This window comes from Amycolatopsis sp. NPDC006131, assembly GCF_040614175.1.
In the GTDB taxonomy this organism is placed as follows: Bacteria; Actinomycetota; Actinomycetes; order Mycobacteriales; family Pseudonocardiaceae; genus Amycolatopsis_E; species Amycolatopsis_E tucumanensis.
This window is the reverse complement of record NZ_JBEXTX010000006.1, coordinates 84191-107241: the sequence shown is the minus strand read 5'-3', so window position 1 is coordinate 107241 and position 23051 is coordinate 84191. Positions and strand designations below refer to the sequence as shown.

Genomic DNA, 23051 nt, shown 5'->3' with positions numbered 1-23051 from the left:
GGTCAGGCGGGGTCGGCGGCCGCGATCATCTTGTCCCAGGCCGCGTGCCGCTCGGGCGTCCACGCGACGTCCGAAGCGTGCCAGGACACCGGAGTCGCTCCGGTCGCGGTCGAGAGCCGTTCGGCGAGGTCGTCGGCAAGGTGGCCACGCCCGGTTGCGCGCAGATGTTCCTGGTACCGCACAGGGTCGTTGTAGTAGACCGGCCCGACCTGCAGCGTCGTCTGCATCGGATCGGGCAGCGCGCCCGGACGCCCCGCGTAGGTGTGCAGCCACTCCGCCAGGTACGTCCGCATCCGCGCGGCCAGCTCCGGCTCCTTGTCGAGCAGGTCGGTGGTGAGGTGCGGATCGGCGGTGACGTCGAACAGCTGCTCCCACTCCGCGCGGAACGCCCCGGGGTGGTAGGTGCGGATGTAGAGGTGGTCGCGGGTGCGGACCGACCGCTGGTAAGTGTGGGCGCCGTGGCCCAGCACGAGATACGGCCGCGACGGGATCTCGGCGCCGCGGACGGCGTCGGCGAACGAGGTTCCCTGCCAGCCACGGGGAATCGGAACGCCGAGCAGCTCACAGATCGTGGGTGCGAAGTCGATGTTGTAGAGCAACGCGTCGCAGTGGCGCGCGTCGTCGGGCAGCTGATCGGTGACGCCGGGCCAGTAGACGACCAGGGGCAACCGGTGGACCGGCTCGTTGGCCAGCCCGTGCTCGGCGTAGGAACCGTTCTCACCGAAGGATTCGCCGTGGTCGGCGCTGACGATGATCGCCGTCTCCCCGGCGATGCCGAGTTCGTCCAAAGTGGCCAGAAGCTCGCCGAACAGGCTGTCCCAGTACATGATCGTGCCGTCGAATCCGTTGATCAGGTGCTCGAAGTCGGCGCGGGTGCGGATCGCCTCGGGCATGGTGTCCGGGTGCGGCGACTTGCGCGGGCCCACCGAATAGTGCAGGTCCAGCGCGCTGCGGGGCCCATAGACCTCGGCGTGCCCGTCGATCGCCTCCTGATCCGGCCACGCCGGAGCCGGACCGGACGCGGCGGCCCGCTCGGTCCACTCCTTTCCGGTGAGGTACGGGGTGTGCGGCTCCCAGTAGGTCAGGTGCAGGTACCAGTCGTCCTCGTGCGCGTGCCGGCGGATCCAGTCCAGCCCCACGCGGTTGATCTCCCGGCCGTCCTCGTCGTTGATCTCGTCGGTGGCCCGGATCGACTCGCGGAAGTTGCCCAGGAAGTGGTAGGCGCGGTGCCGTTCGGCGAACATCGAGACGGCGGCGGTGTAGTGGCCGTGCTGTCCGAGGCGCTGGCCGAGCAGCGGCCGGTCCGGGTGCGGGGCGTGGCCGGAGTCGAGCCGGAACCGGGCGGCTTCGCCGAAGTGGCCGATGACGCCGTTCGTGATGCCGAACTGCCCGCTGGTCATGGCGGTGCGGGAGGGCAGGCATGGCGAGTCGGAGCAGTAGTAGCGGTCGAACACCACTCCCTTGTCGGCCAGTGCCTGCAGGTTCGGCGTGGTGGGCCGGTGGTAGCCGTACGGCTGCGTGTGGTCGGCGCGGAGCGTGTCGACGTCGACGTAGATGACGCGCATGGGAACCCTTCTCGTGGCGGCGGTCAGCCGGGATCGCGGGCGCAGCGGAACCCGGTGTTGCCACCGGAGCTGTCGGGGGTGTTGTGCGAGCGGGCGGCGACGCGGTAGCGGTTGCAGTAGGAGACGTGGCAGAGGTAGGAACCACCGCGCGTCACGCGGTCGGTCCCTGTCGACGGCCCGATCGGGTCTCGCGCCCGGGGCGGGTGGTCGGTGCCCCAGCGGTCGGCGCACCACTCCCAGACGTTGCCGGCCATGTTGTGCAGGCCGAAGTCGTTGGGCGGGAACGCGTCCACCGGCGCGGTGCCGGCGTAGCCGTCTTCGGCCGTGTCGGTGACCGGGAAGCGGCCCTGCCAGATGTTGGCCAGGTGACGGCCGCCCGGGTTCAGTTCGTCGCCCCAGGGGTAGCGGCGCTGGTCGTGCCCGCCGCGGGCGGCGTACTCCCACTCTGCCTCGGTCGGCAGCCGCTTGCCCGCCCACGCGGCGTACGCGCCGGCGTCGTGCCACGACACGTGGACCACCGGGTGGTCGCCGCGACCGCTCAGGTCGCTGCCGGGGCCTTCGGGCCGCCGCCAGTCGGCGCCGGTCACCGCGGCCCACCACGGCGTGACATCCGGGCGGGGTGAGATCCGGCGCAGCTCCCGGTCCAGGAACCGGACGAACACGTAGGACCAGCCGAGGCGCTCGGCCTCCGTGACGTATCCCGTGTCCGCGACGAAGGCGGCGAAGTCGTCGTTCGACACCGCGTACCGGTCGATCAGGAACGGGGACAGCTCGACGGTCCGGACCGGGCCCTCGCCGTCGGCTGGGAAGCCTTCGGCGTCGTCGGTGCCCATGCGGAACTCCCCGCCCGGCAAGGCCACCATCCCGTCGGTGGACCCCGGCCGAGTCGGCAGCGGCGCCACCGGGGTCTCGTGCGAGCCGGGCGACCGGCCCGGGGTGCAGCAGCTCATGCGACCGCTCCGGTGCGGGCGAGTTCCCCGGCGAAGTGGCAGGCGGCGAGCTGCCCACCTTCGGTCGGGGTGAGCTCGGGGTCCTTCTCGGCGCAGACCGTCCGGTCCGGACGGTGCAGCGGGCCGATCGGGCAGCGGGTGCGGAACCGGCACCCGCTCGGCGGGTCCTTGGGGCTGGGCAGGTCACCGCCGAGGACGATCCGCTCGCGGGTCCGCCCGCCCGTGTCCGGCACGGGCGATGACGCCAGCAATGCGGCGGTGTACGGGTGCTGCGGCGACGAGTAGACGGCTTCGGCGTCCCCGATTTCGACGAACCGGCCGAGGTACATGACCGCGACCCGGTCCGACAGGTGCCGCACCACCGACAGGTCGTGGGCGATGAACAGGTAGCCGAGGTCGAACTCGTCGCGCAGCGATTCCAGCAGGTTGATGATCTGGGCCTGGATCGAGACGTCCAACGCGGACACCGGTTCGTCGAGGACCAGCAGCTTCGGCCGGGCCGCCAGGGCCCGGGCGATCCCGACGCGCTGGCGCTGCCCGCCGGAGAACGCGTGCGGGTACCGGTCGAGGTGCCGTTCGTCGAGCCCGACCCGCTCGACCAGCCGCACCACTTCCGCCGCCCGCTCCGCCGCCGGCATGCCGCGGACGGCGAGGGCCTCGTCGAGCGACTGGCGGATCGTGCGACGGGGGTTCAGCGACGCGTAGGGGTCCTGGAACACGTACTGGACGGTGTCGCGCAGGTGCGGCGAACCCGCGGGTTCCTTGGGGCCGAGGGTGTGTTCTCCGACCCGGATGGTGCCGGCCGCGGCGGTGTTGATGCCGACGATCGTCCGCGCCAGCGTCGACTTCCCGCACCCGGACTCGCCGACCAGTCCGACCGTCTCGCCGCTGGACACGGTCAGCCCGACACCGTCGACCGCGTACACCGGGCGGTGCCGGCGGAACAGGCCGGTGCGCTCGGCGTTGACGTCCACCTTCAGGTCGGTGATGTCCAGCAGTGGCACCGGAATCCGCTCGCGGCGGACGGCGGCCGCGGCGGGCGGGCGCATCGGCGGGATCGCCGAACCTGCCTGCGTGACGTGGCAGGCGGCCAGGTGCCCGTCGCCCCGCGACACGAGCGCGGGCACCTCGCGGGTGCAGACGTCTTCCTTCAGGCGGCAGCGCGGGTGGAAGGCGCAGCCGCTCGGCAGGCGCGCGGGGTCGGGCGGGGCGCCCGGGATCGACGGCAGCCGGCGGCCGGTGGACACCTCGTCGACCCGGGGCATCGCCGCGAGCAGGTCCGCGGTGTAGGGCAGCTCGGGCCGCTCGAAGATCGCCGCGACCGGGCCGCGTTCCATCACCCGGCCGCCGTACATGACGACGACCTCGTCACACATCTCGGCGACCACGCCCATGTCGTGGGTGATCATCAGGACGGCGATGCCCAGTTCGTCGCGCAGCTTGCCCAGCAGCCGCAGGATCTGCGCCTGGACGGTGACGTCGAGCGCCGTGGTCGGCTCGTCCGCGATCAGCAGGGACGGCGAGCTCGCCAGTGCCACCGCGATCACGACGCGCTGGCGCATGCCGCCGGAGAACTGGTGCGGGTAGTCGTCGATCCGCCGGTCGGCGTCCGGGATGCCGACCTGGTGCAGCAGCTCGCGGGCACGTTCCCGCGCGGGCCGCTTGGCGGTGCCGTGCACGATCAGTGCTTCGGCGATCTGGTCGCCGACGGTCATCGCCGGGTTCAGCGCCGACTGCGGGTCCTGGAACACCATCGCGATCTCGCGGCCGCGCAGCTCGCGCATCCGCTTCTCCGGCAGGGCGAGCAGATCCGCGCCCCGGTACCGGACTTCGCCGCCGGCGATCCGCCCGGGCGGGCGGACCATCCGCAGGATCGAGCGAGCCGTGACGGACTTGCCGGACCCGGATTCGCCGACGATGCCGACGACCTGGCCGGGCCGGACCGAGAACGTCACGTCGTTGACGGCGTGCACGACCCCGGCCGGGGTGTCGAAGTGGGTGCGCAGGCCGCGCACGTCCAGCAGGGTCTCAGTGGTCATCGCCGGGTCGCCGCCTCGTTGAGCGCGTCGGACAGGAGGGTGAAGGCGAGCGCGAGCAGCAGGAGCACGAGCCCCGGCCCGAGCACGTAGGTCGGCAGCGTGCTGACGTACCGCGCGCCGACGTTGAGCATCGCGCCCAGCGACGGGTTCGGCGGGTTGATCCCGAGCCCGACGATGCTCAGCCCGGCCTCGATGAAGATGGCCACCACCATGAACACCGTGGCCTGCACGATTATCGGGTCGGTCACGTTCGGCAGGATGTGGCGCACCAGCACCTTCGGCCGGGACACGCCGAGCACCCGGGCCGCGAGCACGTATTCCCGCTGCTGCTGGGCGAGCAGGCCCGCCCGGGCGAGCCTGCCGAAGCCGGGCAGCCCGGCGATCACGATGGCGACGAACAGCGACGTCCAGCCTGCCCCGATCATCAGCACGATCATGATGCCGAGGATCAGACCGGGGAAACCGAGGATGATGTCGAGCAGCCGCTGTGTCGCCGAGCCGAGCAGTTTCGACAGGTAGCCGGAGAGGCCGAGCAGCGTGCCGAGCACCATGCTCACCGGCACCGCGGTGAGGATCAGGCTCAGGTCCGTGCGCAGCCCGTAGATCGTCCGGACCAGGATGTCCCGGCCGAACTCGTCGGTGCCCAGCAGGTGGGCCGCCGACGGGCCGGTGAGGGCGTCGCGGGCCTGCTGGTCGTAGCCGCCGGGCGCGAGGACCGGGGCGAGCACGGCGACGGCGACGAGCAGCGCGAGCAGCACCGCGGCCGCGATCCCCTTCGGAGTGCGGAACGCCTTCGCGTACCGGACGAACGTACCGCCCCGCTCGGGTTTGCGCGCGGTCTTCGGCGCGGCGACGGCGGCCGCCGCGACGGGCCCGGTGAGTGTCCTTTTCGGAATGTCCATGGTCACTGCCCCAATCGGATGCGGGGGCCGAGCGCCGCGAGGGCGATTTCGGTGAGCAGCTGGGCCAGGACCGCGATGAACACCGTGCCGACGATGAGCACCTGGACGACCGCGTAGTCGGCGTTCTGCGCGCCGGACACGGCCAGCTGGCCCAGCCCGTTGCGGGCGAAGATCGCCTCGATGACCACGGCGCCGGCGAGCAGGTCACCGAACCGGATGCCGATCGCCACCACGGCCGGGCCGAGGCTGTTGCGCAGGACGTGCCGGACGCTGATCCCCCGCGACGGCACGCCCTTCGCGACCGCCAGGTCGACGAAGTCCTCCTGGCGCACACCGACCATCGACGTCTGGACCAGCCGCGCCACGCCGGCCGACATGGGCAACGCGAGCGCCAGCGCGGGCAGCAGCAGGTACTGCAACCCGATGGAGGGATTGTCCAGCACCGGCGTCTCGCCGCTGATCGGCAGCAGCCGCACGGCCACCCCGAAGACGAGGATCAGCAGCAGGCCGACCAGGAACGGCGGGGCGGCCAGCAGACCGGTGTTCGCGCCGCCGATGAGGGTGCGCGCCCAGCGGCTGCGGGCCGAACCGGCGAGGACGCCGAGGCCGATGCCGAACACGACGAGGAACACCCCGGCCAGCACGGCCAGCTCGACCGTGCTTTCGAGCCGGTCGCCGATCAGCTCGGCGACCGGCCTGCCGTACTGGAAGGACTGCCCGAGGTCGCCGGTGAACAGGCCGCCGAGCCAGTGCAGGTACTGCGTCACCCACGGCTGGTCGAGGCCGAGCTGGGCGCGGATCGCGGCGATCGTCTGCGCGGACGCGTCCGGGCCTGCGATCACCGCGGCGGGGTCGCCCGGTGCCAGGCGCGGCAGCAGGAAGGCGATCACGCTCGTGGCCAGCAGCACCAGCACGATCGACGGGAGGCGGCGGAGGAGGAAGCGGCTCATCGGACCAGGCACGTTTCCCGGGACAGCAGCCCGCCGGAGGTGAAGGTGGTACCGCCGACCGCCGTGGAGCGGACCATGATGCCCGGCGTCGTGACGACCACGTGCTGGACGGCCTGGTCGAGCATGTAGGCGGTCAGGTCGTGCACGGCCTTGGCCGCGTCCGGGCCGCTGCCGGCCTCGACGAGACCCTGCACCAGTGCGGTGTACTCGGGGCTGCCGAACTGCCGGTGGGCGCCCTGCAGCCGCACGTCCGGGTTGGTCTGCGCGATCAGCGACGGGGTGTCGGCGACCCCGCGGAAGGACAGGTAGTTCCCGCCCTTCTGCGCCGCCAGCCGCGCCTGGTAGTCCGGCGCCGCCAGCGCGACGAGGTTCGGTTTGAGGCCGACATCGGTCAGGTTGTTCGCGATGATCTGGTATTCGGCCTGCAGCTGCGGGTTGTTGATGATGGTGATCGGCACCGCGGCGCCGGTCGCCCCGGCCTGCTGGATCAGCTGGCGGGCCTTGGCCGGGTCGTACCGGTAGGTGTTCTCGAGGTCCTTCGGGTAGGTGTCGCCCGGCGGCCAGATGAGGCCCGCGGTGGTGCCCAGCCCGCCGAAGACCTGCTGCTTGATCCGGTCCCGGTCGATCGCGTAGCCCACGGCCTGCCGGACGGTCTTGTCCGCGAAGACGCCGCTGGTCGTGTCGAGGACGAGCGAGTACGCCGCCTGCAGGGTGTTCTGAAGCTGGAACTGGTCGCCTTGGCGGGTCACGGTCTGCGCGTCCTGCGTGGTGAGGCCCCCGGCGAGCTGGGCCCGCGAGGAGCGCAGTGCGGCCAGCTGCGCGGTCGAGTCCGGGATGACGACGTTCTCGATCCGGTCCAGGTGCGGCAGGCCCTGCTGCCAGTACTTGTCGTTGCGCACCAGCACGATCTGGGAGCCCGGCTGGTACTCCTCGACCTTGAACGGGCCGGTCCCGATGATCTTGCTGCCGTCGGCGAGGCCCGCGTAGGTCTCCGAATCGACGATCGGGGTGTCGTCGAGGACGCTCGCGAGCACCGGCGACAAGGCCGTCTTCGAGCGGATCGTCACCTCGTGGTCACCGGTAGCCTCGATCTGCCAGCCACCGATGATCTGCTTGTCGATCGAGGGGCTGGCCGGGGTGAGGGCCTGCTCGAAGGTGTACAGCACGTCCGCCGCGGTGAAGGGACGTCCACTGTGGAAGGTGACGCCCTGGCGCAGCGTCAGCACGGCGCTGCGGTCGTCGGCTCCCAGCTTCCACGCGGAGGCCAGCAGTGGTTCCGGGTTCTTGACGTCGCCGTTCTTCACCGCGAGCAGCGTTTCGAAGACACCACGGACCCAGAACAGGTTCGCCGCGCCCTGGGCGAGGATGCGGCCGGGGATCGGGGGTTGGGCGTTCGCCACGACGAGGGTGCCGCCGGGGCGGCAGGCGGCCGTCGACGAACCGGACGCCGCCTGCTGCTGCAGGTCCACAGCGGACTGGCAGCCGGCCACCAGGACGGCCGACAAGGTCAGCAGGAGGGCACCGCGGATTCTGGATACGCCTGAGCGCATGGAAGGACTCCTCGTTGAGTCAGGATTCGCCGGCGCGTTTCGCACACACGGCGACCGGACCGTCAGCGGCCGGTGCGGGGTCGGGAAAGCCGGGCTGCCGCCGGGGCGGCAGCGCTTCGCGAGAGCGTGATCAGTGCTTTTCGAGGCGGCGCATGCTCGTCTCGAAGATGCCGCACATGTCGACCGACGGGTCGCGAAGCCATTGCAGCTGCAGGCCGTTCATCAGCGAGACCAGTTCGGCGGCGGTGTCCGCCGGGTCGAGCGAGGCGGGCAGCCTGCCCGTCTCCTGGTCGCGTTCGATCAGCCGGACGATGTGGCCGCGGACGCGGCGGTTGCGTTCGCGGAAGAACTCGTGGGCCGGGTGTGCAGGGTCGAGGCTTTCGGCCGATTGAACGGTGAACAGCCGCACGAGACCGGGTTGCGTCTCGTTGCGGCGGCAGTGCGCCACCAGCCACTCGCGCGTGGAGGCGTCGACACCGGCGAACTCGGCCGCCAGGGCCTGCTCGTCCTGGAGGTCACGCTGCTGCAGCAAGGCGAGGATGAGCGCGTCCTTGCTCGGGAAGTGGTGCAGCAGCCCGGGTTGCGAAACCCCGACCTTCGCCGCCACCTCGGCGATGCTGGTGCCGTGGAAGCCGGCGACGGCGAACGCGTCCGCGGCGACGGCGAGGATCTGCTCCCGCCGCTCGGCGGCCGGGAAGCGGACCCGGCCGGACTCTGCTCGTGTCATGCGGCTCCTTCCATCGATACGGCTAACTTACCGAGTACTCGGTAAGTTAGGAAGGTGTACTGCCGAGTAACTTCTGGTCGTCGCTGATCAGGGCGTCGCTGATGGCCTGGAGCTTCGCCCGGGGCAGCAGACCGACGGCCATCGCGGCGATCTCGACCAGGCTCAATCCCCCGGCCACGGCGGCGAGCGGACCGGTGAGCAGTCCCGGCACCCGCTCCTGGAGCACCGCACGGGCCCCGGGATCGGCGAGCAGCTCGCGCAGCGGGGTGTGCGCGCTCAGCGGACCCCGCGGGTAGTCCTCGCGGCGGATCGGTTCCCGGGCCGCTTCGACCTGAGCCCAGTGGCGCCGCACCTGCAGGTGCTCGCGGCCGGGATCGCCGTGCTCCGGCAGGCCGAGCCGCACGTACTGTTCGGGTGGCGCGTCGGTGTCGCGCATGAGCCGGGTCAGCAGCCCGATCATCCGCAGCTCCAGCTCGTCGTCGACCAGCGGCCGTTCCTGGCCCGGATCCTCGTGGAGGTCGTACAGGAGCGTGCCGAACGCGTACGGGTTGGACATCGCCTGGCCCCGCGTCCGCAGGACCGGGACGCCCTTGGTGAACGCGAACGGGGGCACGAGTTCGGCGTCGCGCAGCTCCTCGGGCGCGAAGCGGGCCATCATGTGCGTCGGCATGAGCGTGTACTCCGCCAGCGGCGCGTTCGCTTCGGTCGCGGGGGCTCGCATGTAGACGTACCGGCCGTCGGTCACGCTGACGTGCCCGCCGAACCCGCCGAACAACGCCGCTTCCCGGACCGGTTCGTCGGCGGCGATGACGTCCCGCAGCGGCCGCCCCTGCATGTCCGGCGGCCGGGGCACGCCGAACCACTCGAGCAGTGTCGGCCCGAAGTCGATTGTCTGTACCAGAGCCGATCTCCGCTCGCCGGCGGCGCCCGCCCGCGGGTCCCAGACGAACAGGGGCGTGTGGATCGTTTCGTCGTACCACGGCGGCACGTTCTTGCCCCACCAGCCGTGCTCCCCCAGCAGGTACCCGTGGTCGGTCACGACCATCAGCAGAGTGTCCCGCCAGAGGTCGAACTCGTCCATGCGGTCGAGCACCCGGCCCAGCGAGTGGTCGCACATCGACAGCAGCGCGGCGTACCGGTTGCGCACGTGGGCGGCCTGCTCCGGGGTTTCGAGCACCTGGGCGTAGTCAGGCCAGTCGAGTTCCGGGCCGTCGTAGTCCTCGGGGTAGAGGTCGTGGTAGCGCGGGTAGCTGAAGAACGGCTCGTGCGGGTCGAACGTCTCGATCTGCAGGAACCAGCCGTCCTCGGCGTGGTTGACGTCCAGGAAGCGCAGGCCCGCGTCGAAGGTCCGCGTCTGCGGGTGGTCGGCCTCGTCGGCGAGGTGCTGCCGGTTCACCCGGTCCTGGCGGTAGGCGGGGCGCCGGAGCCGCTTGAGGTCCGGGGCCGGCTCTGGATCGGCGACCTGCCCGTGCCAGAAGTCGCCTTCCTGGCCACGGAAGAACTCGTAGGTGCGGAACCGGTTGTGGTAGGTGGCGCCGCCGTCTTCCCAGTAGTGCGCGTGGTCGGTGGCCAGATGGGTGTGCACGCCGGCGTCGGTGAGCAGTTGCGGGGCCGAGTCGTCGAACGGCTCCAGTGGACCCCAGCCGCGGTGGAGGAAGTTGTAGCGGCCGGTGTGCATCTCCCGGCGGGCCGGCATGCACGGCATGCTGCCCGCGTAGCAGTTGTCGAACACGGTGGTCCGCCTGGCGAGCCGCGCGAAGTTGGGCGCGTGCACGTCCTGGCCGCCGTAGGCGGGCAGGTGGCGGCGGTTGAGGCTGTCGAACATCACGACGATCGCCTTCACGGGACCTCCTTTACTTACCGAGTACTCGGTAGGTAGCGTGACCACATCCAACCCCGGACCCCGGCACCCAGGCAACCCCGGAGGCATCGTGGCCCCACCCGACTTCGTCGTGATCGTCGCCGACCAGCTGCGCGCCGACGCGCTCGGCGCATTCGGCGCCGAGCACGCCCGCACCCCGAACCTGGACGCGCTCGCCGCCGCGGGGATGACGTTCACCAATGCCTTCGTTCAGCACCCGGTGTGTTCGCCGAGCCGCGCCTCGTTCCTCACCGGCTGGTACCCGCACACCGCCGGGCACCGCACCCTGGACGGACTGCTGCGGCCGGACGAGCCGAACTTCCTGCGGACCTTCCGCGACCACGGCTACCACGTCGTGTGGGCGGGCGACCGCGGCGACACGTTCGCCCCCGGAGCGACCGAGCTCAGCGTGCACGAGCACGGGTTCACCGAGGTCCCGGCCGGGGCGCGCTGGGGCGGTGCGCCCGCCGAGCGGCGGCGCCGCCGTCCCGCTCTTTCCGGCATCGAAGACTCCTTGTGGGACCGGCTCTTCTACGGCGGCGAAGTCCTGGACGACGCCCTCGACTTCGACGAGGCCGCGGTCCGCACCGCTGAATCGTGGCTCGCCGATCCGCCGGACCGGCCGTGGTACTCTTCGTGCCCTTGATCGCACCGCACTGCCCGTTCGAGGCCGCCGAGCCGTGGTTTTCCCTGCACGACCGCAACGCCCAGCCTGCTCCCGTTCCCCCGGGGACCGGTCCCGCCTACCTCACCGCCATCCGCGAGAAGTACGGGCTCGATCGCGCGACGCTACCGGTGTGGCAAGAAGTCGCCGCCGTCTACCACGGCATGGTGTCCCGGTTGGACGCCCACGTCGGCCGGATCGTCGCCGCGCTCGGCCCGGACACCGTCGTCGCCTTCTTCGCCGACCACGGCGAATACCTCGGCGACTTCGGCGTGATCGAGAAGTGGCCGTCGGCGATGCACGCGTGCGTCACCCGCGACCCGCTCATCCTCAGCGGCGGCCCGGTGCCGGCCGGGACGACCGACGCGCTCGTCGAACTCGTCGACGTCTTCCCCACGTTGCTCGACCTCGCGGGCATCGAGTTCGGCCACGTCCACTATGGACGAAGTCTGCGGCACCTGTTCGACGACCCGGACGGCGAGCACCGGCCGTACGCGTTCAGCGAGGGCGGCTTCCTGGCCGAAGAGGAGCCCCGGCTCGAGCGCGGTGCGTTCCCCTACGACCTCAAGGGTGAACTCCAGCACGAAGACCCCCGGCTCGTCGGCAAGGCGTTCGCGGCCCGCGATCGCGACTGGACCTACGTCTGGCGGCTCTACGAACCACCCGAGCTGTACGACCGCCGGACTGACCCGGCCGAGACGCGCAACCTCGCCGGACGAGCGGAATTCGCGGCCGTCGAGGAGCGGATGCGCGAGGCCGTCCTCACGTGGCTGGCCACCACGGCCGATGTCCTCCCGGCCGGCCGCGACCCCCGGCGGCCCGCGGTCGACCTGCCCGCACCGAGGTGCACTCCCTAGGTGCGGGCGCGCAGTTCGCGCAGCAGGGCGTCCCGGATTTCCTCGTGCGCCGTGCTTTCCGCGAGGTTCCGGAGCTCGCGGGGGTCGGCGAGCGAGTCCGCCAGGAACACGTCTTCCTCGCCGGTTGCGGCGGGACGTCCGTCGATGCGGACGGTGGCGTCCAGCCGGTGGCGCCGGGTCCGGATGCAGCTGCGCCGCGGCCAGCCCCTCCCGTCGTCCCAGGTGCCCTCGTCGCGGTTGGGGAACGCGCGGCTCGCCGGATCACCGTAGCCGATGGTCGCCAGGACGTGGTCCGGCTCCGGCTCGCCGAACAGATCACGCCCCGCCATCGGCGCGGCGGCCGGGATGCCCGCTGCCCCGAGGAGCGTCCGGGCGAGGTCGAGCGACTGGACCAGATCGTCGCGGCGCTCCCCACCCGACCGGCCCGGCCGTCGGACGATCAGCGGAACCCGGTGGCTCTGCGGGGCGAAGGTGTGCTTGCCGAAGGCGCCCCCTTCGCCGAGGTGCACGCCGTGGTCGGAGGTGAGCACGACGATCGTGTTCCCAGCCAGGCCGCGGTTCTCCAGTTCCCGGAGGATGAGCCCGATCTGCTCGTCCACCCAGGCGACCAGCGCCACGTAGTCGGCCTGGGCTTGCCGCAGCTCGGCTTCGGGCATCTCGCGCCCGCCGTTGAGCTCGGCGAAACGACGGTCGAAGCGGCTGCCGTCCGGATCGCCGTCGAGGGCGTGTCCGGGCTGGGCGTCCGGCGGGAACAGCCGGGCCCAGCGTTCGGGCGCCACGACCGGCGTGTGCGGCTGCAGGAACGACGCGCGCAGCAGGAACGGGCCGTCCACCGCGCGCAGCCAGGCGATCGCCCGCCGCGTCACCTCCTCGGGGACGAACTCCTCCCCGGAATGCCGTCCGCCGACGACGAACCGCATGCCCGGCGTCCGCACCAGTGAGCCTTCGTCGGCTCCGGAGAGCGGATCGCGCATCCCGGCCCCGGTGTGGTCGTCCACCTGCCACGGCTTGAGTTCGGGCGGGAGGTGCTCCTTGCCGAAGCTGGCGGTCGCGTACCCGGCGTCGGCGAACAACTCGGGGAAGGTGACCAGCCCGGCGGGGAGCGGGCAGCCACCGGCGGCGGCCTCGTTGTGGAAGACACCGGTCCGCTCCGGCGGCAGCCCGGTCAGCGTCGAGGTGCGGCTCGGCACGCACACCGGTGAGTTGGTGTAGCAGCGGTCGAACACCACGGCGTCCGCGGCCAGCGCGTCGATGTGGGGGGTGCGTGGCGAGAGTCCCCCGGCTTCCGCGTAGCAGCCGAGCGCGTCCGCACGCAGCTCGTCGCAGTACAGCCACAGGATGTTGAGACGATCGTGCACGCGGACACCTCCGGACTCTTACCTACCGAGTACTCGGTAGGTAACGTGGCCACACGGTAACCCTGGCGGACCCGCGAAGGCAACCACGGCCGGGTGCTCAGATGTCGGCGACGGTCCGGAAGCCCAGGTTCCCGCTCGAGCTGTCCGGCATGTTCGCGGTGCGGGCGGCGACGCGGTAGCGGTTGCAATAGGAGTCGTGGCACAGGTAAGACCCGCCGCGCATCGCGCGGTTTGCGTGGGCGTCGTCGAACCAGTCGGCGCACCACTCGCACACGTTGCCCGACACGTTGTACAGCCCGAAACCGTTGGGCGGGAACGCGTCCACCGGCGCTGTTCCGAACTGACCGTCCTCTTCGGTGTTGTGCACCGGGAAGCGGCCCTGTCAGATGTTGCAGCGGTGTTCCCCACCCGGCGTCAGCTCGTCACCCCACGGGTAGCGGGCCTGGTCGAGACCGCGCCGCGCCGCGTACTCCCATTCCGCTTCGGCCGGCAGGCGCCGGCCCTCCCACTCGCAGTAGGCCACCGCGTCGTGCCAAGACACGTGCCCCCCAGTGTGGCGGACACAAGGCGCTGACCTGCGGAAACCGAGAATCACCTGGCCAGGATCGGGAAGTTGGAGCGCGTTGAGTGCCGTTCAAGGCAACAGCGGAATGCACCCCGCTCCAGATTCGCTCCTGCTTCGCCTGTACCTCCGCTTGCCCTCGAGCGGGGCCGCGACCACGACAGTCCGGTTCTCCGCGGCGACGTCCCCCAACTCGAGACGCTGCTGTTCGAAATGAACGTCGGCCAGGTCGGGATGACTCTTCCGGCCTCGCCCGCGTGCCATCCATCGGTGGAAGGTCCGTCGCGCTGCCGGTGGCCACGTGGTGTGCGAGGTCCGCCCGCACTGAACGGAGTGCTTCGGACAGCCGGACCCGTTCCTCGCGGGGTGCGTCGACGCGGCGGCGCCGGATGGACGTACGGGAATTCCTGCGTTCAGCGAGCTTTGACGGCAGGTCTCCAAGTGTGCCAGTGCACGACCATCCTGGCGCGTACCGCCTGCGCAATCTCCAGAGAACAGGCGCCCTCCCAAACCCTGGTCAGTTGTCCACGTCGACGACGATCCGCCCTCTGATCCGGCCGTCGAGCAGTTTCGATGCTGCCGGGATCGCCTCGCTCAACCCGATCTCCTGGCTGATGTCCTCCAAGTGCGCCAGGTGAAGCTCGCGGCTCAGCCTCTCCCACGCGGCCTTGCGGCGGGTGTAGGGCTGAGTGACGCTGTTGACGCCCAGCAGGCGCACTCCCCGCAGGATGAAGGGCGCAACCGACGCGGGGAGATCCAAACCCTGCGCCATTCCGCAAGCCGCAACGAGGCCCTCCGAGCGGGTCGCGGCACAGACGTTGGCGAGGGTGTGGCTGCCTACCGAATCGATCGCCGCGGCCCATCGCTCCTTGGCGAGCGGGCGTCCTGGCTCGGACAGCTCGGCCCGGTCGATGATCGCGCCGGCTCCCAACCGCTGCAGGTAACCCGCCTCGGATGGCCGTCCGGTCGCGGCGACCACCGAATAGCCGCGTCGAGCCAGCAATGAGACCGCGAAGCTACCGACTCCACCGCTGGCGCCGGTGACGAGAACCTCCCCATCTTCCGGCGTCAGGCCATTGCTCTCCAGCACCATGAGGCACAGCATCGCCGTGTATCCCGCGGTCCCGACGGCCATGGCTTGCCGTTCGTCGAGTCCAGCAGGCAGCGGGATGAGCCACTCTCCTCGCACCCGGGCGCGCTGAGCGAGCCCACCCCAGTGGGTCTCTCCGATGCCCCAGCCGTTGAGCAGGACGTGGTCGCCTGGCGCATAGGCCGGGTCGCCGCTGGACTCGACGACGCCGGCCAGATCGATGCCAGGCACCATCGGAAAGCTGCGAACGACGGGCCCCTTACCGGTGATGGCGAGTGCGTCCTTGTAGTTGAGGCTGCTGTAGACGATCCGGACGGTCACATCGCCGTCGGGCAACTCCTCTTCCTCGAGGTTCCGCACCTCGGCCTGGTAGTCGGTGTTGCTTCGGTCGATGAGGATCGCTTTGAACATGATTCTCCTCCGGTGACGATCGCTTCCAGATCGATCAGAGCAGGCTGTTCCCCGCGTCGATGGCGAGCGCCGCGCCAGTGATGTACCGGGCCTCGTCACTTGCCAGGAAGAGGAGTGCGTTGGAAATGTCGACCGGCTCCACCCACGGGACAGGCAACATCTGCAGCCGGCTCGACGCCGCCGCGAACTCCTCCTTCGTGGCGCCCTGCTTACCCGCGAACAGGTCGTAGATGGGCTGGTTGTGGATCATGTCGGTGTTGACTTGCGTGGGATGCAGGCTGTTGACCCGGATACTGTCGGGTGCCAATTCCATCGCGAGTGTGCGGGTCAATCCGACAACCCCGTGTTTGGCCGACACGTAGTGCGCCATGTTGGCGTCTGAAGTGCGGAAGCGCCGCCGCATCGAGCAGCGCGGTCGCCGTCGGACTCAGGGTCGGCCAGTACACGACGCGCTGTAATCCGCGGCGTTACCCTGCTGAACGGTGTGGCGAGGTCGCCCACTGACGTCCTGCCTTCAGCAACCATTGCCACGTGGCGGCCTCGCGGGTCTCACGACGCGATCAACAATCCACCAGTGAGCCGGCAACCCTCTGATGCCGATTCACGGAAGTACCGGCTCAGTACCACCTCGGCATCATGCCATCCTTCACGGTCACCAGATTCAACTCGAGCACTTCGCGGGGACACGAGCCCGACAATGCCCGGCGACGTAGTCATAGTCGTTGGCGGAGCCGCCCTCGACACCACATCATCGTCACTTCGACGGCACGCGACGTCCCGCTGCGCCGCGCGAACCAGGCTTTCGGCGGTGGCCACACCAACGGGTCAGCCGAGCACGCGTAGCGCCTGGTCGACCGCCGCGCGCAGCCGTTGCGGGTCGTGGCCCGCGCGGTGGCGTACCCGCAGCCCGGCGAGGGTGGTGAACAGCAGGTCGGCGGTGGCCTCGGCGTCGAGGTCGGCAGCCAGTTCACCGGCGGCGATCCCGCGCCGCAACAACGCGGCGATCGCGGCGATCGTGCCTTCGAATGCCGCATCCACCCGCCGGCTGGTTTCCGGGTCGTCCGTGCCCAGCTCGGTGGCCGTGTGGATGACCAGGCAGCCCGGCACGTCGGCGGGCTCGACCATCGAGTAGAGCCAGTCGCGCAACACGAGGCGGACTGGCCGGTCGTCCTCCAGTGCGGCCGTGCAGCGCGCGGACTCCGACGCCTGGTAATGGTCCAGAGCGCGCAGGAACAGCGCGTGCTTGTCCCCGAAGGTCCGGTAGAGACTGCTCGGGTTGAGGGCGAGCGCCTCCCCGAGGTCGCGGGTGGACGTGGCGTGGTAGCCGCGCCGATGGAACAGCTCCGTCGCGCGCGCGACGACTTCCCCCTCGTCGAACTGCCGAGACCGTGCCACGCACCCAGACTACCCCAGGTTGTGGAGCGACTGCTCCCGTTGTACTGTCCAGACCATACGGGAGCGATCGCTCCCAAAAAGGAGGCAGTGATGGACAACAAAGTGGCCGTCGTCAGCGGTGGCACGAAGGGCATCGGCGCCGCGGTCGTCGAGCGCCTGCGCAAGGACGGCTACTGGGTCGTCACGGGTTCGCGCTCGGCTACGCCGGAGCAGGGTGACGACCTGACCGTCGTCCGCGCGGATCTCGCGACCGCCGAGGGGGTCGAGGCGCTCGCTGCTGCCGCACTGCGGCTCGGCCGGGTCGACGCGCTGGTCAACAACGTCGGACAGTTCGAGGCCCGGAGTTCGTTCCTCGACGTCACCGACGCGCAGTGGCAGCAGGGCTTCAACGCGAACGTCCTGTCGGCCGTGCGCCTCACGCGCGCACTGCTGCCGGCGCTGCTGGAGCGCGGCGGAGCGATCGTCAACGTGTCGTCGATCAACGCACGGTTGCCGTTCCCGATGGTGGTGGACTACTCCGCGCACAAAGCGGCGCTGACCAACCTCACCACGGCGCTGTCGGAGGAGTTCGCACCGCGAGGGGTCCGGGTGAACACCGTGTCGCCCGGGCCTGTCCGCACGCCGGGCTGGACCGATGACGGCCGTCTCGGCGACAGCATGGCCAGCGCGTCCGGCACCACCCGCGATCAGGTACTGGACGAGGGCGTGCCCGCGAGCATGGGCATCGCACTCGGCCGGATGGGCGAAGCCGGTGAAATCGCCGACGCGGTCGCGTTCCTCCTCGGGCCCCAGGCCCGGTGGATCACCGGCACCGACCTCGTGATCGACGGCGGGACCATCAAGGCGGCGTGACACTCCCCGGGGCTTCGGGCCTCGGGGTGCGCCCCGAAGCCCGAAACCCGCGGAAAGCCTGCTCTCGCCGAACCTTCGGCGTGCTGGACAAGCCCGCGCCCGGCCGCCGTCAGCTCGCCTGGGCAGCCGGCATCCCGTCCCCGGTCCCCGTCATGGCGTCGAGCGCGGCGTCGTCGGTCCTCCGGGCCGTCAGCCGCGCGGGCGGCACACACTGACCGTCCGGCGTGACGAACGCCAGTTGCGCGGCCGTGCCCGTGTCTTCCAGGGTGAACCGTGGCGAGGTGCCGCCGGGACGCGGCCGGTGAGCGCGGCCCCAGCTCGCCAGCGCCGCCATGACCACGTTCAGGCTGCGGCCGGCTTCGGTGAGCACGTACTCCTCCCTGGCCCGCAGCCCCGGCTCCCGGTAGGTCCGCCGCTCCATGAGCCCTTCGTCCACCAGCTGCGCGAGCCGTTTGGCCAAGATGTTCGGCGCGATCCCCAGCTCCTCCCGGAACTCCTGGAACCGTGTCGAGCCCGCCAGCATCGCCTCCCGGACGATCAGCAGCGTCCAGCTGTCGCCGAGCACCTGCAGCGTCCGGGCGATGGAGCAAGTCGAGTCCTTGCCGAGCGTCTTGGGCACGCCACGATCGTACCCACTTGGGTAGCTCCGAGCTAGCCAGCTGGACCGCAAGCTGGGTTGCACGAAGAAATCCAGCGATGCTAGCTTGCTGAAAGCAAGTCAGCAGCCTTGCAGCACCCCCAGCGCGCCACGAGCGCGCGAACCGTCCGCACTTCGCATCAAGGAGGCCCATCGTGCCGTCGACCCCAGCCCAGCGCCGTGCGGCGTTCGCCGAACTTGTCCGGTCCCCCGCGCCACTCGTACTCCCGGGCGCCTATGACGCCTTCACCGCGAAGCTCGTCGAACGCGCCGGTTTCCCCGCGACCTACCTCGGCAGTTTCGCCGCCGCCGCGAGCACGTTCGGCGAGCCGGACGTCGGACTGATCACGATGACCGAAATGGTGGACGCGGCGCGCCGGATCGTCGAGGCGACCGAGCTGCCCGTGCTGGTGGACGGCGAGAACGGCTTCTACGAGCCCGAGAACATCTGGCGGACGGTACGGGCCTTCGAGTCCGCCGGCGTGGTGGGCATCCACATCGAGGACAACCTCGGCGGCAAGCACACGTCGCGACCGGCGGGACTGATGTCTCCCGAGCGGATGGCGAAGCGCATCCGGGCGGCGCTGGACGCCCGCACGGATCCGACCTTCCAGATCATCGCGCGGTCGGACGCGGCCTGGGTGCACCGGGACATCGACGACGCCGTCAACCGCCTGCAGAGCTATGTCGCCGCCGGGGCCGACGCGGTTTTCGCTCCCGCGATTCCCGCGGCCAAGCTGAAGGAGGTCCGCTCGCGCATCGACGCCCCCGTCATGGTGGCCGCGGACCTGTTCGACGCTCCGGGCGGCGACCGCCCGGGCAGCACGCTCGCGGAGTACGCCGACGCGGGAGCGGACATCCTCCTGCTGTGGTACAGCCTCATCGGCGCGGCGGCCAAGAGCGTCACAGCGGTTCTCGACGCGCTCGAGGAGGGCCGGGAGGTCGCCGACATGGGCGACCTGATGCTGGGGCAGCACACGTTCGAGTCCCTCATGGACTACGCCGCCTACGAGCGACGCGCCGCCCGGTACCAGTGACGCCTCCAGCCCCGCATTCCCGGTCCGTTCTGACGAAAGACGGTAACCCCATGAACAACGACAATTCCACCGGCACTACCGCGTTCACCGACGCGCGGGTGATCGTAGGCGACGGCACCACGGTTCTCGACGACGCCGTGATCACTGTCCAAGATGGACGCATCACCGGACTCACCCAGGCCCCCGCCGATGACCTCAGCGACGCGACCGTGGTCTCGTTGCGGGGCAAAACGGTCATGCCCGCGCTGGTCAACCCGCACGGGCACATCGGCTACATGCGCGGTGCCGCCTGCGATCCGGGCTTCTACTCGCGCGAGAACATCCTCGACCACCTCCGCCGGTTCGTCTACTACGGCATCAGCACGTTCCAGTGCCTCGGGACTGACCGGAACGGCATCGAGATCGCCATCCGCGACGAGCAACGCTCCGGAACCCTCGACGACCCGGACCTGGCGACCTTCTTCACCGCGGGCTCCGGCCTGGTCGCGGCGCCCGGCCCCGGGCAGGCCAGCGGCGCGCCGTTCTTCGCCGTCGACGCGGTGCACCAGGTGACCGACCCGGCGGACGGGCGGGCCTTCGTGCGCGAGCTCGCGGGGCGGAAGGTCGACGCGGTCAAGTTCTGGATCGACGACCGGGGCGGCGCCGCGGCCAAGCTGTCGCCGGAGGCGTGCCGGGAGATCGTCGACGAAGCCCACGAGCACGGCATCCCGGCCGCGGCGCACATCTACACCGTCGAGGACGCGAAGGTCGCGCTCGACGCCGGTGCCGACATCCTCGCCCACATGCCCCGCAGCCCGGGTCCCGACCAGGAGCTGATCGAACGGCTCGTCGAGCGCGACACCGCGGTCTTCACCTCGATGAGCGTGCAGGGCCCGACGCGCACCGAATGGCTGGACGATCCGGCGGTGCGGGAGACGCTGCCGGCCACCGCCATCGAGGAGCTGCGCGGCCGGATGCGGGCGCGAGGCGGGGAACCACTGTTCGACACCGGCGAGACCTACCGCCGCCTGCAGGAGAACTTCGCCACCCTGCACCAAGCCGGCGTCCGGCTCGTCTACTCGGCCGACACGGGCCTGCTCGCGCAGCTCCCCGGGCTCGCCGAGCACCGGGAGCTCGAAGCGCTGGTCGAAGCGGGCCTGTCCCCGATCGAGGCGATCGAGTTCGCCACCCGGCGCTCGTCCCACCTGCTGGGGCTGACCGACCGGGGGACCATCGAGGTCGGCAAGCGGGCCGACCTGCTGGTCCTCGACGCCGACCCGCGCGCGGACATCACCAACACCCGCCGCATCGCCGATGTCGTGCTCGAGGGGCGGGTCGTGGACCGCGAACGCCTGCGGCGGCAGTGGCGAACCGACGGCGAGTGACCCGTTGCCCGATCGGCGCCCCTGCGCGGTAACCCGCGGTGCCAGCCGCTCGTAAGTGCGACCAGCCGAGTACGGCTCCCTGCCGGGCCATCACACCACTCGGACCCCGCCGTGACGCCGGGACCGCCTCGTCGCGGACATCAGGCCGCCACCGTCACACCGCGGCCGAAATGCACGGGCAACCTTTCCTCCAGCGTCTTGTACCGACCGGTCAATATGCCTATAGTTCAGGCAACGTCGCGCACCACTGCTCCCCTGGATCGTGGGCGCGTCGTCCGCCTCCTGCCCCAGCTCTTGTGCGGGGCAGGCGGCATCCACCCGGCCGACCCCACCGCCAGGAACGGGTCAGATCGACCGGTACAAAGCGCCGCGTGGTGAAGCGAATCTCCCCCGAAGTCGTTGGAGGTAATGATGGTGGTCGAGCAACAACAGGCGGCGCGGGTCAATCCCGCGCGCGTGGCCTTCGCCAGCTTCGTCGGCACGGCGATCGAGTGGTACGACTTCTTCCTGTTCGGTTCGGCGGCGACCCTGGTGTTCAACACCCAGTTCTTCCCCACCCTGAGCCCGTTGGCCGGGACTCTCGCGGCCTTCGCGACGTTCGGCGTCGCCTTCGTCGCGCGCCCGCTGGGCGGTATCGTGTTCGGGCACTTCGGCGACCGGCTCGGCCGGAAGCGGATGCTGATCCTGTCCCTGCTGTTGATGGGCGGCGGGACGGTCGCCATCGGCGTGTTGCCCACCTACGCCCAGATCGGCCTCGCCGCGCCTCTCCTGCTGGTTCTCGTCCGGCTGGTCCAGGGCTTCGCGGTGGGCGGCGAATGGGGTGGCGCCGTGCTGATGGCGGTGGAGCACGCCCCGCCGCGGCGGCGGGCCTTCTACGGCAGCTGGCCGCAGGCCGGCGTCCCGGCCGGGCTCGTGCTGTCGGCCGCGGCGTTCCTCGCGGTGCAGCAGCTGCCGAAGGACCAACTGTTGTCGTGGGGCTGGCGCCTGCCGTTCCTGGCCAGCGCGGTGCTCATCGCGGTCGGCTTCTACGTGCGTTCCCGCCTCAGCGAGTCGCCCGAGTTCGAGCAGGTGTCGCAGGCCCGGGAAGTGTCGAAGTTCCCGCTGAAGGACACCCTGCGACGTTCCCCCCGCTCCGTTCTCGTCGGTCTGTTCGCCCAAGCCGCGTCCAACATCCCCTTCTACGTGGTGACCGTGTTCGTGCTGTCGTACGGCCCCGGCGAGGTCGGCATCTCCCGCAGCACGGTGCTGACCTGCTTGATCGTCGCCTCGTTGCTGGACATCGCCGCGGTGCCGCTGGTGGCCGTCCTCGCCGACCGCATCGGCAGGCGGAACGTCCTGCTGGCCGGGGCGGTCTACTCGGCCCTCGCCGCGTTCCCGTTCTTCTGGCTGATCGACAGCGGCGCCCCCGCCGCGGTGCTCATCGCGATGTTCCTGTTTGCCTGCCTCGGCCACGCGCTGAGCTACAGCGCCATGGCCGGCTTCCTGGCCGAGCTGTTCGACGCCGAGCACCGCTACACCGGCGTCTCGGTCGCGTACCAGGTGGGCGGGCTGATCACCAGCGGTCCGGCGCCGTTCATCGCCGCGGCCCTGTTCGCCGGCTTCGGTGGCTCCTGGGTGATCTCCCTGTACATCGTCCTGGCGTGCGCGATCACGTTCACCGCGCTCCTGTTCACGCCGCGCCGGCACTGAGCGGCGGGAAAACCGGGACACCGCGCTGATCCAGAGCCGGGCCCCGCGGCCGGAACCGCGGGGCTACCGGCCCACGAGCGTGGTGACCAGTGTTTCGGCGATGGCGCGGAGCTCGTCAGGCGTGTGGTCCACCCGTTCCAGCACGGCGATGCCGCGGGTGGTGGTGACGACCAGGCGCGCGACCGCCCTGATGTCGACGGCCAGTTCCACGCCGTCGTCGATGGCGACGAGCGCGTCGTGGACGAGGTCTTCCAGCTTGTCCAGCATCACGCGGACCGCGGCTTCCACCCGGGGAGAGTCCGTCGCGGCCTCGACGGCCGTGCGGGTGGACAGGCAGCCGCGGGACGGGGAGCCGGCCGAGAACACGGCGATGCAGTAGTCGAAGAAGGACAGCAGGGCGGTCCGCTTGTCGGGGCCGTTCAGCGCGTCACGGGCGCCTGCGAGGAAGCGATCGGTGTATTCGCCGAAGGCACGAAGGAAGATCTCCTCCTTGCCCCCGTAGGCGTGGTACAGCGAGCCACGCTGGACACCGGTGCCCGCGGCGAGGTCGAGCATCGACGTCGCGCGGAACCCCCGCTCGGCGAAGACGTC

18 protein-coding genes and 2 pseudogenes are annotated in these 23051 nt (G+C 70.6%); 5 read left to right on the top strand and 15 right to left on the bottom strand.

Features of this window, described 5'->3' with window-relative positions:
* Nucleotides 1–2 precede the first annotated feature (2 nt).
* The 8 genes from ABZ215_RS06065 to ABZ215_RS06030 form a co-directional block, all read right to left on the bottom strand.
* Nucleotides 3–1565, bottom strand: a complete 1563-nt coding sequence (locus ABZ215_RS06065; protein ID WP_354948081.1) for a sulfatase — start codon at nucleotides 1563–1565, stop codon at nucleotides 3–5.
* Between the two features lie 23 nt (nucleotides 1566–1588).
* Nucleotides 1589–2515: a formylglycine-generating enzyme family protein gene (locus ABZ215_RS06060; RefSeq protein ID WP_354948079.1), complete on the bottom strand. Its 927-nt coding sequence runs from the start codon at nucleotides 2513–2515 to the stop codon at nucleotides 1589–1591.
* Nucleotides 2512–4554, bottom strand: coding sequence for an ABC transporter ATP-binding protein (locus tag ABZ215_RS06055; protein ID WP_354948077.1), 2043 nt, complete (start codon nucleotides 4552–4554; stop codon nucleotides 2512–2514). The genes ABZ215_RS06060 and ABZ215_RS06055 overlap by 4 nt, the downstream gene beginning before the upstream one ends.
* Nucleotides 4551–5456, bottom strand: a complete 906-nt coding sequence (locus ABZ215_RS06050) for an ABC transporter permease (RefSeq protein ID WP_354948075.1) — start codon at nucleotides 5454–5456, stop codon at nucleotides 4551–4553. Before ABZ215_RS06050 ends, ABZ215_RS06055 begins: the two co-directional genes overlap by 4 nt.
* Nucleotides 5457–5458: 2 nt before the next feature.
* On the bottom strand, nucleotides 5459–6406 hold the full coding sequence (locus ABZ215_RS06045) for an ABC transporter permease (RefSeq protein WP_354948073.1): 948 nt from the start codon (nucleotides 6404–6406) through the stop codon (nucleotides 5459–5461).
* Complete coding sequence (locus ABZ215_RS06040) at nucleotides 6403–7956, bottom strand: ABC transporter substrate-binding protein (RefSeq protein WP_237337015.1); 1554 nt, start codon at nucleotides 7954–7956, stop codon at nucleotides 6403–6405. Before ABZ215_RS06040 ends, ABZ215_RS06045 begins: the two co-directional genes overlap by 4 nt.
* A 130-nt stretch (nucleotides 7957–8086) precedes the next feature.
* Nucleotides 8087–8683 (bottom strand): TetR/AcrR family transcriptional regulator, encoded by a 597-nt coding sequence (locus ABZ215_RS06035; RefSeq protein WP_020418663.1) that lies wholly within the window; start codon nucleotides 8681–8683, stop codon nucleotides 8087–8089.
* 46 nt (nucleotides 8684–8729) lie between these two features.
* Nucleotides 8730–10526, bottom strand: coding sequence for a sulfatase (locus ABZ215_RS06030; RefSeq protein ID WP_354948071.1), 1797 nt, complete (start codon nucleotides 10524–10526; stop codon nucleotides 8730–8732).
* A 37-nt stretch (nucleotides 10527–10563) separates the two neighbouring features.
* Here ABZ215_RS06030 and ABZ215_RS06025 point away from each other — a divergent pair.
* A pseudogene (locus tag ABZ215_RS06025) lies at nucleotides 10564–12065 on the top strand (sulfatase-like hydrolase/transferase).
* Here the strand turns inward: ABZ215_RS06025 and ABZ215_RS06020 are convergent.
* The 5 genes and pseudogenes from ABZ215_RS06020 to ABZ215_RS06000 all read right to left on the bottom strand — a co-directional run bounded on the left by ABZ215_RS06020 (nucleotide 12062) and on the right by ABZ215_RS06000 (nucleotide 16881).
* Entirely contained in the window at nucleotides 12062–13423 is a 1362-nt protein-coding gene (locus tag ABZ215_RS06020; RefSeq protein WP_354948069.1) for a sulfatase-like hydrolase/transferase, read from the bottom strand. The pseudogene ABZ215_RS06025 and the gene ABZ215_RS06020 overlap by 4 nt on opposite strands.
* 97 nt (nucleotides 13424–13520) lie before the next feature.
* Nucleotides 13521–13967 (bottom strand): annotated as a pseudogene (locus ABZ215_RS06015) (SUMF1/EgtB/PvdO family nonheme iron enzyme); the annotation flags it as partial.
* Between the two features lie 535 nt (nucleotides 13968–14502).
* Entirely contained in the window at nucleotides 14503–15486 is a 984-nt protein-coding gene (locus tag ABZ215_RS06010; protein ID WP_354948067.1) for an MDR family oxidoreductase, read from the bottom strand.
* Nucleotides 15487–15520: 34 nt separating this feature from the next.
* Complete coding sequence (locus ABZ215_RS06005; RefSeq protein ID WP_354948065.1) at nucleotides 15521–15856, bottom strand: SDR family oxidoreductase; 336 nt, start codon at nucleotides 15854–15856, stop codon at nucleotides 15521–15523.
* A gap of 455 nt (nucleotides 15857–16311) precedes the next feature.
* Complete coding sequence (locus tag ABZ215_RS06000; protein ID WP_354948063.1) at nucleotides 16312–16881, bottom strand: TetR/AcrR family transcriptional regulator; 570 nt, start codon at nucleotides 16879–16881, stop codon at nucleotides 16312–16314.
* Between the two features lie 90 nt (nucleotides 16882–16971).
* Between ABZ215_RS06000 and ABZ215_RS05995 the strand changes: the two genes are divergently transcribed.
* Entirely contained in the window at nucleotides 16972–17733 is a 762-nt protein-coding gene (locus ABZ215_RS05995; RefSeq protein ID WP_020418655.1) for an oxidoreductase, read from the top strand.
* Between the two features lie 109 nt (nucleotides 17734–17842).
* On the opposite strand, the gene ABZ215_RS05990 is transcribed toward ABZ215_RS05995, so the two are convergent.
* Nucleotides 17843–18352 (bottom strand): helix-turn-helix domain-containing protein, encoded by a 510-nt coding sequence (locus tag ABZ215_RS05990; RefSeq protein ID WP_020418654.1) that lies wholly within the window; start codon nucleotides 18350–18352, stop codon nucleotides 17843–17845.
* 173 nt (nucleotides 18353–18525) lie between these two features.
* Between ABZ215_RS05990 and ABZ215_RS05985 the strand changes: the two genes are divergently transcribed.
* The 3 genes from ABZ215_RS05985 (at nucleotide 18526) to ABZ215_RS05975 (ending at nucleotide 22460) form a co-directional block, all read left to right on the top strand.
* Nucleotides 18526–19407: an isocitrate lyase/PEP mutase family protein gene (locus tag ABZ215_RS05985; RefSeq protein WP_354948061.1), complete on the top strand. Its 882-nt coding sequence runs from the start codon at nucleotides 18526–18528 to the stop codon at nucleotides 19405–19407.
* 50 nt (nucleotides 19408–19457) lie between these two features.
* Nucleotides 19458–20771, top strand: a complete 1314-nt coding sequence (locus ABZ215_RS05980; protein ID WP_354948059.1) for an amidohydrolase family protein — start codon at nucleotides 19458–19460, stop codon at nucleotides 20769–20771.
* Nucleotides 20772–21227: 456 nt separating this feature from the next.
* On the top strand, nucleotides 21228–22460 hold the full coding sequence (locus ABZ215_RS05975; protein WP_354948057.1) for an MFS transporter: 1233 nt from the start codon (nucleotides 21228–21230) through the stop codon (nucleotides 22458–22460).
* Nucleotides 22461–22523: 63 nt separating this feature from the next.
* Here ABZ215_RS05975 and ABZ215_RS05970 read toward each other — a convergent pair whose 3' ends face one another.
* A complete protein-coding gene (locus tag ABZ215_RS05970; RefSeq protein ID WP_354948055.1) occupies nucleotides 22524–23015 on the bottom strand; it encodes a TetR/AcrR family transcriptional regulator in 492 nt (163 codons plus the stop codon).
* Nucleotides 23016–23051 lie beyond the last annotated feature (36 nt).